Source organism: Anaeromusa acidaminophila DSM 3853, assembly GCF_000374545.1.
GTDB lineage: Bacteria > Bacillota > Negativicutes > Anaeromusales > Anaeromusaceae > Anaeromusa > Anaeromusa acidaminophila.
In genome coordinates, this window is sequence record NZ_KB894589.1 from 1 (window position 1) to 12,418 (window position 12,418).

15 protein-coding genes are annotated in these 12,418 nt (G+C 49.3%); 13 read left to right on the forward strand and 2 right to left on the reverse strand.

Features of this window, described 5'->3' with window-relative positions:
- Positions 1 to 7: 7 nt before the first annotated feature.
- The 9 genes from C508_RS20910 to pth all read left to right on the forward strand — a co-directional run bounded on the left by C508_RS20910 (position 8) and on the right by pth (position 7,924).
- The gene (locus C508_RS20910; RefSeq protein WP_422664641.1) at positions 8 to 166 is read left to right on the forward strand and encodes an IS3 family transposase; all 159 of its coding nucleotides are present in this window, start codon (positions 8 to 10) and stop codon (positions 164 to 166) included.
- A 244-nt stretch (positions 167 to 410) separates the two neighbouring features.
- Complete coding sequence (locus C508_RS0107050) at positions 411 to 896, forward strand: chemotaxis protein CheW (protein WP_018702841.1); 486 nt, start codon at positions 411 to 413, stop codon at positions 894 to 896.
- 8 nt (positions 897 to 904) lie between these two features.
- The gene (ispE, locus tag C508_RS0107055) at positions 905 to 1,771 is read left to right on the forward strand and encodes a 4-(cytidine 5'-diphospho)-2-C-methyl-D-erythritol kinase (protein WP_039797047.1); all 867 of its coding nucleotides are present in this window, start codon (positions 905 to 907) and stop codon (positions 1,769 to 1,771) included.
- Position 1,772: 1 nt separating this feature from the next.
- Positions 1,773 to 2,471, forward strand: a complete 699-nt coding sequence (locus C508_RS0107060) for a GntR family transcriptional regulator (protein ID WP_026319419.1) — start codon at positions 1,773 to 1,775, stop codon at positions 2,469 to 2,471.
- 554 nt (positions 2,472 to 3,025) lie between these two features.
- Positions 3,026 to 3,835, forward strand: a complete 810-nt coding sequence (gene purR, locus C508_RS0107070; RefSeq protein ID WP_018702845.1) for a pur operon repressor — start codon at positions 3,026 to 3,028, stop codon at positions 3,833 to 3,835.
- Positions 3,836 to 4,059: 224 nt separating this feature from the next.
- A complete protein-coding gene (gene glmU / locus C508_RS0107075; RefSeq protein WP_018702846.1) occupies positions 4,060 to 5,424 on the forward strand; it encodes a bifunctional UDP-N-acetylglucosamine diphosphorylase/glucosamine-1-phosphate N-acetyltransferase GlmU in 1,365 nt (454 codons plus the stop codon).
- 33 nt (positions 5,425 to 5,457) lie between these two features.
- Positions 5,458 to 6,411, forward strand: coding sequence for a ribose-phosphate diphosphokinase (locus tag C508_RS0107080; protein WP_018702847.1), 954 nt, complete (start codon positions 5,458 to 5,460; stop codon positions 6,409 to 6,411).
- Positions 6,412 to 6,542: 131 nt separating this feature from the next.
- Positions 6,543 to 7,370: a polysaccharide deacetylase family protein gene (locus tag C508_RS0107085; protein WP_018702848.1), complete on the forward strand. Its 828-nt coding sequence runs from the start codon at positions 6,543 to 6,545 to the stop codon at positions 7,368 to 7,370.
- Positions 7,367 to 7,924 (forward strand): aminoacyl-tRNA hydrolase, encoded by a 558-nt coding sequence (gene pth / locus C508_RS0107090; RefSeq protein ID WP_018702849.1) that lies wholly within the window; start codon positions 7,367 to 7,369, stop codon positions 7,922 to 7,924. Before C508_RS0107085 ends, pth begins: the two co-directional genes overlap by 4 nt.
- A gap of 9 nt (positions 7,925 to 7,933) precedes the next feature.
- Here pth and C508_RS0107095 read toward each other — a convergent pair whose 3' ends face one another.
- A complete protein-coding gene (locus C508_RS0107095; protein WP_018702850.1) occupies positions 7,934 to 8,269 on the reverse strand; it encodes a hypothetical protein in 336 nt (111 codons plus the stop codon).
- Positions 8,270 to 8,416: 147 nt separating this feature from the next.
- Here C508_RS0107095 and C508_RS0107100 point away from each other — a divergent pair, with 147 nt between their 5' ends.
- Positions 8,417 to 8,989: a DJ-1/PfpI family protein gene (locus tag C508_RS0107100; RefSeq protein ID WP_026319421.1), complete on the forward strand. Its 573-nt coding sequence runs from the start codon at positions 8,417 to 8,419 to the stop codon at positions 8,987 to 8,989.
- 249 nt (positions 8,990 to 9,238) lie between these two features.
- Here the strand turns inward: C508_RS0107100 and C508_RS0107105 are convergent, their stop codons facing one another.
- Positions 9,239 to 9,667 carry a universal stress protein gene (locus C508_RS0107105; RefSeq protein WP_018702852.1) on the reverse strand — a complete coding sequence of 143 codons (429 nt, stop codon included), beginning with the start codon at positions 9,665 to 9,667 and terminating at the stop codon, positions 9,239 to 9,241.
- A gap of 174 nt (positions 9,668 to 9,841) precedes the next feature.
- On the opposite strand from C508_RS0107105, the gene C508_RS0107110 reads away from it, so the two are divergent.
- The 3 genes from C508_RS0107110 (at position 9,842) to C508_RS0107120 (ending at position 12,403) form a co-directional block, all read left to right on the forward strand.
- The gene (locus C508_RS0107110) at positions 9,842 to 11,092 is read left to right on the forward strand and encodes a radical SAM family protein (RefSeq protein WP_018702853.1); all 1,251 of its coding nucleotides are present in this window, start codon (positions 9,842 to 9,844) and stop codon (positions 11,090 to 11,092) included.
- A gap of 126 nt (positions 11,093 to 11,218) precedes the next feature.
- Complete coding sequence (gene rpmE / locus C508_RS0107115) at positions 11,219 to 11,416, forward strand: 50S ribosomal protein L31 (protein WP_018702854.1); 198 nt, start codon at positions 11,219 to 11,221, stop codon at positions 11,414 to 11,416.
- A 78-nt stretch (positions 11,417 to 11,494) separates the two neighbouring features.
- Entirely contained in the window at positions 11,495 to 12,403 is a 909-nt protein-coding gene (locus C508_RS0107120) for a DUF1385 domain-containing protein (RefSeq protein WP_018702855.1), read from the forward strand.
- Positions 12,404 to 12,418 lie beyond the last annotated feature (15 nt).

The following is a 12,418-nucleotide window of genomic DNA, read 5'->3' on the forward strand; positions in this document are numbered from 1 at the left end:
GGGAATACTGAAGCGCGAGATGTACTATGGCCGGAAATTTACCAGTAGAATGGAATTGATACATGCAATCCGCAGCTATATCCACTACTACAACTTTGACCGATTACAACGAAAGCTGGGCGTTATGACACCTTATGAATACCACGAACACTACAGCGCTGCATAAGAAAAACAGCTCATCCAAACGGATGAGCTGTAAAGGAACTCTTTATATTGTTTGATTGTCCTATTGACGGGGAGCACACCAGCATTTCTATGCAGCGGGCTTTTTTGTTGGCAGGAAAAACGAAGGAAATGGCGAATTTCCATGATGTGGCATATAGATTGCTTTGAATTTAGCCGTAGAATCACCTATAATAAAGCGTATAGTGAATATTTCTGTAAAGAACAAAAGACAGGAGGGCTGTGCCATGGAAGAAGTTCAAGTCAATCAAGAACTGAAGCTCGATGAATTACAGATGGTGATCTTCCGTTTGGCCAATGAGGAATATGCTTTACCCATTACCAAAGTGCAAGAGATCAATCGTTTAGTGCCGATTACCAAAATGCCGCAGACTCCTTCCTTTGTGGAAGGAATCATTAATTTACGAGGACGCATTATTCCTGTTTTGGACATGCGCAAGCGATTTCAGTTGGAAGCAGGAGCCTATAATGACGATACTCGTATTATTATCGTGGAAGTATCCGGGCAGACTATTGGCGTAATTGTTGATGCGGTAGCCGAGGTAATTCGCCTGTCGCAATCGGAAATTGAACCGCCGCCGCCATCCTTTGTGTTAGATGCGAAATATATACAAGGCGTTGGCAAAGTGGATGGACGACTACTCATCTTACTGGAAATTGACAGCATCATTACCTCTGATGAAGAAATAATGCTGAAGCAAATTAACGCATGAGCGAAGCCATGATTCTTCACGGAAACGCCAAGATCAATCTTTCTCTTGATGTGTTGGGTAAGCGTCCGGACGGGTATCATGAAGTGTCTATGATTATGCAAAGTGTTAGTTTGGCGGATGAAATCATTTTGCAAGAAGCACAAGATATTTCACTGCAGGTAAACGTCCCCGGATTGGAAGCGGACTCAAGAAACTTGGCTTGGCGCGCGGCGGAGCTTGTGCGGCAGAAATGCGCTATTACGAAAGGCGTAGCTATTACCTTGAAAAAGAAAATCCCCTTAGCGGCTGGCTTGGCTGGAGGCAGCGCTGATGCGGCGTCTGTCTTGCGCGGTGTGAATAAGCTATGGCAAGCGGGGCTGACGCAGCAGGACCTTTTGGAATTAGGAGCTCAGTTGGGTTCGGATGTTCCCTTTTGTTTGCTAGGCGGCACACGTCTTGCAACTGGCAGAGGGACGGAACTCGAAGAATTGCCGGCAATGCCTGAATGCGGCGTCGTATTGGCAAAGCTGCCTGTGGCTGTTTCAACAGCTTGGGTGTACGGGCATTTTGCAGCGACGAAAGTAAAGAAAAGGCCGGATTTGACAGGCTTAAAAACAGCGCTGCAAAAGGGGAGCTTAGAAGGCATAGCTTCGCGATTGTGCAATGTTTTAGAATCGGTTACAATTAGCGAACACCCGGAGATTCAGAAACTGAAAGAGGATATGCTGCGCCAGGGTGCGATGGCTTCCTTAATGTCCGGCAGCGGACCTACAGTATTTGCTTTGACGGAAAATGAAGAGGCAGCGGGTGACGTAGCAGAGCGGCTCCGTCGTAGCTGGGGCGATAGAGTCTCGATTTTTACAGCAAAGACAGTGAGGAAAGTGGATGGTGAGTGATATGGAACGGAGATTGTTGCCGGTAAAATTAGACAGCTACCAACCTTTGCGGGAAGTGGTGTGTGAAACATTACGGGAAGCGATTATTAGCGGTGTATTGCGCCCGGGAGAACGTTTAATGGAAATTCAGTTGGCCGAGGAGCTGGGTGTAAGCCGGACTCCGGTTCGCGAAGCAATTCGTAAGCTGGAGCTGGAAGGTTTTGTGATTATGATTCCGCGCCGAGGCACCTATGTGGCGGATTTGTCCATTAAAGACATCAATGAAGTATTCGAAGTGCGTTCCGCGTTGGATTCGCTGGCCAATGGCTTGGCGGCGGAACGCATTACAGAAGAAGAACTAGAGCAGATGGAACGCTTGTTGGTGCAAATCAGCGCTTGCGTAGATAATGGCAATATGGAAAAAATCGTGGAACTAGACGGTCAGTTTCATGATATTTTGTACCGAGCCAGCCGCAATGACCGCCTAGTTGGCATTATCAACAACTTGCGAGAGCAGCTAACACGTTTCCGGACTATCTCCATGGCCTATCCGGGACGTTTGAAAAAAACAATCGAAGAACATACGCAGTTGGTGGAAGCCATTGCGGCGCGCGATGTCGATTTGGCTCAGCAATTGGCAGTGGAGCATATGGCTAACTCAGAGCAGACGCTGCTACAGGATATCAATGAGCGTCGGCAGCAGCAAAACAAAGATCGCTAAGTAGACTTGAAAAGCATGGCATTTTGATGCCATGCTTTTTTGATACACCATTATAAGTTTTGAGAGGCTAAGACAGGAGGAATAGAGCGGGTTTGTGAGAACGACAAATCAAATTTCGCGATTTTCGCGGTTGGATAATAAAATCGAGAAACGTTGCTAACGAATCACGAAATACACGAAAGACGCGAAAGGGGGGCAAGATTATGTGGTATGAACGGAGGCATAACTGTATTTGAGACAAGATTTTCGCGCGCCTCGCCAAAACAGGAGTCGACAGCAGTTCCGCGAACTCACTGGCGCTTAGACATACGGAACTTTTCTCCGCCGCCTCCTGCTTTTGCGTCCCGCGGACCGTCTTGCTTCCCAAAAGTCTCAAATACAATCACGGCCGCCGTGGCCTCATTCATTCCCACATGTTACTCCTTTGGCTTTTCTCTGTTGTTCTGTGTGTTCCCCCTTCTAAGAAAAATTTTCCCAAGACGATGAAAAAGCGTAAGATGAATGGTATAATTGAACTTAATATTCGGGAATAAATGCGAATGGGAGGAACCGTAGTGGAAAAAGTACGGAGGATTGAGAGGGTGGTGGCATTAACCAAGCTTCTCGTGGATATGCCAAGCCGTCTTTTCCCGTTAAGCTATTTTAGTGAACGCTTTGGCACCGCCAAATCAACGCTGAGCGAGGATATGGTGACGATCAAGCAGGCGTTGCAGCAGTTTGGTTTAGGAACGCTGGAAACCGTTGCTGGCGCAGCCGGAGGCGTGCGCTTCTTGCCTCGTCGCGAAGGCGAGCGAGAACAGGCTATTTTGCAGGAACTGGCTTTGCGTTTGAAAGAACCGGAACGCATTATTGCAGGCGGTTTTTTGTATATGACTGATTTGCTGTTTCAACCGGCTTTGATGGCGCAGATCGGCGAAGTTTTTATGACTAAGCTGGCTCATTTGCGGCCAGATTATATTATGACGGTAGAGACCAAGGGAATTCCGCTGGCTTTTATGACGGCTCGAGCATTTGATTTGCCCTTGGTCATTGTGCGTCAAGGAAGCAAAGTAACTGAAGGGCCTTCGGTGAGCATTAACTATGTCAGTGGCTCTACACGACGCATTCAGACTATGTCGCTGCCGAAGCGCGCTTTGCCTGTAGGAGCGCGCGTTCTTTTAATTGATGATTTTATGAAAGCTGGCGGTACGGCTAAAGGCATGGCTGATTTGGCGATGGAAGTAGGAGCGGAGGTAGTTGGCACTGGCGTGCTGATTGCCACAGCCGAGCCGCAGCGCAAGCTTGTGGAAGGCTATACAAGCTTACTTATGCTTCATGAAGTAGACGAGTGGAGCAAGAAAATAGATATTCGTCCTATTGAATGAAAGATGTAAAACGAAGCATCCTTGCCGAAAAAAAGAGATATTGCTACTAAAGAGCGAAGAATGCTTGTTTTTATTATAATATACGGGCGGCTTTGACTTGCTTTTTCCGCGAAATTCGTGTAGCTTTTTTACCATGGGCTTTTTTGCGCTGGAACTGGCGATACATAGAGAGACTAACATGGTTGTAAAACAAGTGTTGGTCGAGGAGAAATGGGGGTAAAACAATGGGGGAATTGGTAGCTGTAATTTTGGCAGCTGGCAAAGGGACCCGGATGAAATCCGCTTTACCAAAGGTTTTGCACGAAGTAGGCGGCAAACCTATGGTGCAGCATGTGCTGGATGCAGCTCGCAAGGCTGGGTGTTCACGCAGCGTAGCGATTATCGGGTTCGGCAGTGAAAAAGTGCAGACCTTACTGGAAGGTCAAGCGGAAACAGTGCTGCAAGAAGAACAATTGGGAACCGGTCACGCGGTATTGCAAGCGCAAGGGCTGTTGGAAGGGCATCGAGGTTCGGTACTTGTATTATGCGGCGACACGCCGTTGGTTACGGAAGAAATGCTGCAACAGCTTTGCGAAGCGCATGCTTCCGCAGGAGCAGCAGCGACGGTTTTGACGGCCATCATGCCGGACCCGACTGGTTATGGGCGGGTGATTCGCAATGCAGCTGGCGATGTGGTGAAAATTGTCGAGCAAAAAGATGCGAATGCAGACGAATTGGCAGTGAATGAAATTAATACAGGCATGTATTGCTTTGATAGCACGTCTTTATTTCAGGCGTTGCAGCAGGTAAATTGCCAGAATCAGCAAGGCGAGTATTACTTGACAGATGTCATTGGCATTTTAGGCGGTCAAGGAAAACGCGTTTGGGCCTATAGTACAGAGGATCATGAAGCGACGCTTGGTATTAATTCCCGGCAGCAACTAGCGCAAGCGGAAAAAATCCTGCGTCGGCGCAAAGTAAATGAGCTGATGGTTGCCGGTGTGACGGTGATGGATCCGGACAGCACCTTTGTGGATGCAGAGGTTAGCGTCGGCGCGGATACCGTATTGTACCCGTTTACCTGGTTGGAAGGAAAAACGGTCATCGGTGGCAACTGTACTATCGGCCCGAATACGCGGCTGACGGATGTACAAGTTGGCGATGGCAGTACGGTGCACTTCACCTACGCCCATGAATGTGCCATGGACGAAGGCGTGACAGTGGGGCCTTATGTGCATTTGCGGCCGCATACACAGTTGCAGGCAGGCGTCAAAGTAGGGAACTTTGTGGAAGTCAAAAATTCGGTGATAGGACCTGGCAGCAAGCTGCCGCATTTGAGCTATATTGGCGATACCGATATGGGCGGTGGCGTAAACATCGGCTGCGGTACGATTACAGTAAATTACGACGGTAAAAAGAAGCATCGTACGACCATTGAAGACGAGGCTTTTGTCGGCTGTAACAGCAATCTGGTGGCGCCAGTGACGGTGGGAGCCGGCGCTTATGTGGCGGCAGGCTCTACGATTACAAAAGACATTCCTGCCAGTGCTTTGGGCGTGGCCCGGGCGCGACAGGCGAATATTGACGGTTGGGCGGCAAAACGTAAATAGCGCAAAGACGCAGGAAAGGCAGGAAGAAAAAACATGGTATTGCAAGGCAGTGAAGACATTTGTTTGTTTGCGGGGAATTCCCATCCGGAGCTGGCTCATGAGATGGCCAGCTATATGGGGATTAAGGTAGGGGATGCCTTTGTCGGGCATTTTAACAATGGAGAAACGCAGGTTATGATTGACCAAAGCGTACGAGGTAAATCGGTTTTTATTGTACAACCTACTTGCGGACCCAACATTAACGATCATGTCATGGAACTGCTCATTATGGTAGATGCGGTGAAACGCGCCTCGGCTCGCTCTGTGACGGCCGTCGTGCCGTACTATGCATATGCGAGACAAGATCGCAAAACCAGAGGCCGGGAACCTATTTCGGCTAAATTGATGGCTAATTTGCTTACGACAGCCGGAGTAGATCGGGTCATTACCATGGATCTTCATGCTGGCCAAATTCAAGGGTTCTTTGATATCCCCTTGGATCATTTACCAGGTGTGCCGATTTTAGCAGACTACTTGAAAACAAAAAACCTACAGGATTTGGTAGTCGTTTCACCAGACTTGGGTGGCGTAACGAGGGCGCGCCAACTGGCGGATCGCTTGCATGCGCCGATCGCCATCATTGAAAAGCGCCGTCCGATGCCGGGCGTAGCGGAAGTAATGAATCTGATTGGCAATATTGACGGCAAAAATGCAGTCATGGTTGACGATATTGTCGATACAGCCGGCTCGCTGACGGAAGGCGCTAGAGCACTGCAGCGTTTGGGCGCTAAGTCGGTTTTGGCTTGCTGCACCCATGCCGTGCTGAGCCCCCCGGCGGTACAGCGTATTAAGGACTCTAACATTGAAGAATTAATTATTACTAATACAATTCCCTTGCCTCCGGAAAAGAAATTAGATAAAATCAAAGTATTATCGGTGGCGCCTATGTTTGGAGAGGCCATGATTCGTATTTACAAGCAGCTTTCAGTCAGTTCCTTGTTTGACTGAGAAAAAACTCTTTCAATAAGAGAAAACAGAGTTGGCAGAGGTGAAGCGGATCCTCTGTTTACTCTGTTTTCTCTATATCTTATTCAATTTCTATTTTGCGTATGGCGGCTAGTCATGCAGGAGGCAAGAGTGTGGACGGTTTTTTTTGGCGTATGGAAGATTTGGCCGGTTGGTTCACTGTGCTTATTGTGCTCGGCTTGGTCTTAGAGTATAAAGGGTGGGGGAAAAAGCGGCTGCGCCATGGCGGTCTAGTGCTGGCAGGGCTGGCATGCGTCGCTCTTATGGGGACGTTCGCTTGTACTATACTGCCGGAGGCAGACTTTTTTCATACGGTTTGCTCGCAAAAAGGAACATCCGATAAATTGGTGGCGTTGACCTTTGATGATGGGCCGGATGCGGTCTTTACGCCGCAAGTGTTGCAAATTTTACGCGAATATGGCGTAACGGCGACCTTTTTTCTTTTGGGGCAAAATGTAGAGCGCTACCCGGAACTAGCGGCTTCTTTAGTCCAAGATGGGCATCAACTGGGAAATCATACGTTTCGTCATTCGGACTTGCTAAAATCCAGCCGGGAAGAGTTGGCTGAGGAGCTGGATCATACCAACCAGGCTATTTTTGCGGCTACCGGGGTCAAACCGACAGTCTTTCGCCCGCCTCATGGTTTTCGCGATGCAGCGGTTCTGCATGCCGTCAATCAACGGGGCATGCGTATTATTGATTGGTCCGTTATGAGCTGGGATTGGGAGCGAATTAATGCGGAAACTATTGCCAGGCGTACCTTGGAGCAGGTCAAGCCGGGGGCGATTATTTTGCTTCATGACGGTGAAGGCTTGAGTAGTAAGGCAGACCGCTCGCAGACCATAGCGGCGCTGCGGCGTATTATTCCGGAGCTCCAGGCGCAGGGGTATCACTTTGTGACAGTAGAAACTTTATTAGCTCGATCGGGGGAAGCGCGTTGAAGTTGATTGTCGGCTTGGGAAATCCAGGCAGAGAATATAGCGAAACTAGGCATAACATTGGCTGGCTGGTATTGGATGAGCTGGCTAAGCGGTGGGAAGGAAACTGGCGGTTCAAGGACAATGCAGAGGTCTTGGAAGCGCGTTGCGATGGAGAGGCGCTGCTTCTCGTTAAACCGCAGACCTATATGAACCTCAGCGGCGAGGCGGTGGCGCCTTTGGCCCGTTTTTATAAAGTGGCGATGGAAGACATCATTGTAATCTATGATGATATGGATTTGCCTACCGGAAAGCTGCGTCTGCGGATGAAGGGCGGCAGCGGCGGACATCGAGGAATTGAATCGCTCTTGTGTCATTTGGGACAGGATGCGTTCAATCGAGTTCGTCTGGGCATAGGACGTCCCCCGGCTGGCTGGGCGGTGCCGGACTATGTATTGAGCCGCTTTCACCAAGAGGAACAAGAAGAGCTAAAAGCTGTATTGGAAAAAGCGGCGGATGCTGTAGAGGGAATTTTAAAATTGGGTATGTCGAACGCCATGAATCGATTCAATCGCTAAAAGCTGGGGTTAGCCCAGCTTTTTTTCATAGGCTTCGCCAGCGGCGGTAACGTGCGCTTGGGATAAATCCACTCCGGCAGGGTAGGGATTATCCTCCTCGTAGGTATAGATAACGCCTTCCAGATGCCCTTGCTTTTCTAAGTGCTTTAAGGCCATGGAGAAGATGCGAGGATCAAAGCCCAAGGCAGCGGCGGTTATGGCTGAAAAATCTTGCTGCTTTTGCTGAGCTTGGCAAAGGCGAATTAAAATGAGATCATGGGGGCCGGTGAGGGACACGTTTTCCCAAGGGCCGTCTTGGTTTTCTATATGAGTTTGTGTGAGCTTTAACAGTAAATCCGAACGCATAATTGATCCTCCTTAATTCCTCATGTAAATGTTTTGTAAAAAAATAGGCTTATTTTGCAATACTGCAGGAGATGACTGACCAAGGGCGAATCCAATGAAAAGACAGAAAAAACTGTCTGATTCTAAGTGCATAACCTGAAGGAGGGCATGACTGTGAAAAAGATTTTACTCTTGGCGGGAGATTGTGCGGAAGATTACGAAGTAAAAGTTCCGCAGCAGGCGCTGCAAATGCTGGGGTACGAAGTGGTTGTTGTGGCTCCTAATAAAAAAGTAGGCGAAACGCTGCAATTGGTTGTACATGATTTTATCGGGCTGGATACATACGTGGAACTGACTGGCCATCGTATTCCAGTTGACGCAGCCTTGGAAAGCGTAAAGGCTGCCGATTTTGTGGGCCTCGTAGTTCCTGGAGGACGCGCTCCTGAGTATGTGCGCATGTATCCTCAGGCTATTGCCATTGTGAAAGAATTTTTTGCGCAAGGTAAGCCTGTGGCTGCCATTTGTCACGGACCGCAGCTTTTGGCGGCTTGTGAAGTGATGAAGGGTAAAAAAGTAACGTCCTATCCGGCTTGCGCCGCAGAATGTCGCTTAGCAGGCGCTTCTTGGGAAGACGCTCCGGTTGTGACGGACGGGCAGTTGGTTACCGCCCAAGCTTGGCCTAACCATCCGGAATGGCTGCGCTCTTTTGTAGAACTTTTGGGCGCTAAAATCAGCATCTAATAGCAGTACTTGCTCAGCAGGCCGTCGGCATTTGCCGGCGGCCTGCTGTTTTAATCTGTACTTTTTTCGTTTTTCTTCTTAGATAAGGAGACCAATGGTTTCATGAACACTCCGGCAAAATGAAGAGTTTTTTCGTCAGGAGAGAAAGGAAACACAGGATAGCAGAGCTTTTCCGAGTCTTTCAGACGATGTATGGCAGAAAAAGAATCGTTTTGTCGAGAGATGTGAATGGACCGGTGGTTCCCTAAATTATTTTACGATAAGCACCGGGATCGGCGAATAGGTCACAAGCTTGTGGGCTACGCTGCCGAGCAGCAGGCCTTCAAAGCCGCCGGCGCCGCGGGTGCCGCTGATTAAAAAGGTAAAACCGCCTTCGCTGGCATGCTCAATTAAGGTATCGACAATATGTCCTTCCAAAAGAGCGGTAGTAGCCGTTTGGCCTCGTTCTTGGCAGTGGGCGGCTGCTTTTTCCAGCATAGTTTGGCCGTTTTTACGATTGACCTCCATCAGCGCGTACGTATCTGTCGGAAAATCGGCGAAGAGGCTGGGGAATGGAGGAATTACCGTGACGATTTCCAATTCGTACAGTAATTGCGCATTGAGGTCCAGCGCCCAATCTAACGCACGCTGGCTGTGTTCGGAACCGTCATAAGCTAACATCAATTTTTTGTTTGCCATGTGTATCCACCTCGCATTCAAAATTCCTTGCTTTATTTAATTGTAACGAATGCTATGAAAAAAGAAAAGGAAAAAGACGCAATACTCGGGCGGTAATTATGCAAGGCAAAGTCATGCTGCAACGAGTGGAACATGATATAATGGCTGCAGAACCAGATAAAGGAGAACGAAAGCATGCTTACAGCATTATATGCCGCTCCGGACGGGGAAATCTTTGATGCGCCGGGGCAGGCGGCGGTGGCTCGCCATGGTCAGCGGCAGCGATTACTCAGAGAAGACGAAGTCATGCCGCTGCCGGAGGGTGCGGAATTGTGCCTTTTGCCAGGACGGCGGGCGGTTACAATGAATGAGGCTGGTCAAGTGGAGCGCCTAGGTCCGGGCTTATTGGCGGTTGCCGCCATTTTGCCGATGGGCTATACGCGCACTCTTGTGCCCGCTTTTGAACGGGAGGAGAAGGCGCCGCTATTGCCGCTTTTTGGCTATGCGGCGGTAGCGCTAAAGGGCGAAGAACTGGTTGTGGCGGCGGTACCGGGCGACGATAATGAGAAATGGCATCCATATCGCTACAATACTAAAGACTTACGAAAAAAAGTAAAGACCGTTACGGCAGCGCTGCCGCAAAACCGAATTGTAAAACAATTAGGAGACTGCTCGCTGAAATGGCATTGCTGTACGGCGCAGAATTTGTTTTACCGCCGCTGGGAAGCGGGAATTCCCACTTCGCCCACGTGCAATGCGCAGTGTCTGGGATGCATCTCGCTGCAACCGGCGGAGTGCTGTCCTTCGCCGCAAAGTCGTATTGCTTTTGCTCCTACAGCAGAGGAGATTGCCCAGGTTGGTTTGTATCATTTGGAAACGGCGCCTGACGGGATTATCAGCTTTGGTCAAGGGTGCGAAGGCGAACCGGCTTTGGCCTATGAACGTATTGCGCCGGCTATGCGGCAGATTCGAGCGCAATGCAGCAAAGGTCAGATCAATATCAATACCAATGCCGGTTGTACGAAAGGCATTAAGGCGCTTGTCGACGCGGGCCTTGACAGTATGCGCGTCAGCATTATCAGCGCTCGCGAGGCGGTCTATCAGGCATACTATCGGGCGGAAAACTACACGCTGCAGGATGTGGAGGAATCTATCCTATATGCGAAAGCGCATGGCGTCTATGTATCTCTAAATATGCTGTTTTTTCCGGGCCTTAATGACAGACCCGAAGAAGTAGAGGCTTGGGAAGGATTTCTAGAACGAACCGGCGTGGACATGATTCAACTGCGCAACCTTAATATTGATCCGGACTGGTTATTGGAGACGCTGCCGCCGCAGCAAGCAGAGCCAATCGGCGTACCCGCCTTTTTACAACAAGTGGCGAAACGGTTTCCAGCCTTGGTATTGGGCAGCTTCAGCCATTATGTGAAAAGCGAAGAAGATTGACATGGAAAAATAGAGGGAAGGATCTTGCAGTTTCTCTATTGACTATGCTATACTAATCGGGTACAATCAGCTGATTTTTGTTTGGCGATGAGTCAATCCCTAGGGTAAAGAGAGGTGTATGCTTCGATGAAAGAACAAATTCATCCGGATTATCAGGAAGTGAAAGTGACCTGCGGTTGCGGGAACACCTTCATGACCGGCTCGGTGAAAAAAGAATTGCGCGTGGACGTTTGCTCCAAATGCCATCCCTTTTACACCGGTCAGCAGCGTAATATTACGGCTGGCGGTCGGATCGAAAAATTCAACAAGCGTTACGGAAAGTAATAGGACGCAATTCTGTAGCAGAGCAGCGATGCTCTGCTACAGTTATAAGTAGCACCTGTTTGCATAAAGGAGATTCCTATGAGCAAGAAGCCGACAATTGGCGGTCAGGCAGTCATTGAGGGCGTGATGATGCGCGGGCCGGGGTATCTGGCTACGGCAGTCCGGCGGCCTGACGGCGGTATTGAGTTAAAAAAAGAGCCTTTTTCTTCTATCAACGAGCGGTATCCAGTTTTAAAGCTTCCTTTTGTACGAGGCACGGTAGCGCTGGTGGAATCCTTGGTTTACGGGTTGCAGGCGTTGTCTTTTTCGGCGCAAGCTGCCGGTGAGGAAGAAGAACAACTGAGCACCAAAGAATTGGTGCTGACGATGCTGGTTTCCTTTGTACTGGCCATTGGCTTATTTGTCGTACTGCCAACCTTTGCGGCCAAATATATTCATGAAGCCGTGACTGATCCGGTTTGGCTTAATTTGCTGGAAGGCGCTTTGCGGTTGATTCTGTTTTTCGGCTATGTAGCGGCTATTTCTTCGATGAAAGACATTCAACGCGTGTTTCAATACCATGGTGCGGAGCATAAGACCATTTACGCCTATGAAGCAGGCGAAGAACTGACTGTAGAGAATGTGCGGAAACATAGCACGCTGCATCCGCGATGCGGAACGAATTTTCTTTTAATCGTTATGGTGGTCAGTATCTTGCTTTTTGCTTTCTTAGGCTGGCCGGATTTATGGCTGCGTATTACTTCGCGCATTGTGCTGCTGCCGGTGGTAGCTGGAATTGCTTATGAAATCATTCGCTATGCCGGGCGTCATGTGGGCGAACAGGCGCTGATGAGCGCCATTGTATTGCCAGGCATGTGGCTGCAAAAGCTGACTACTCGTCAGCCGGATGACTCGCAGATTGAAGTAGCCATTGCAGCGTTGCAAGCGGTGCTTCCGGAACAAGAACCGACAGTAAAAGAAAAAGAGAACGAGCCTGCGGCAGGCTGAAAAGCGCAGATTGCG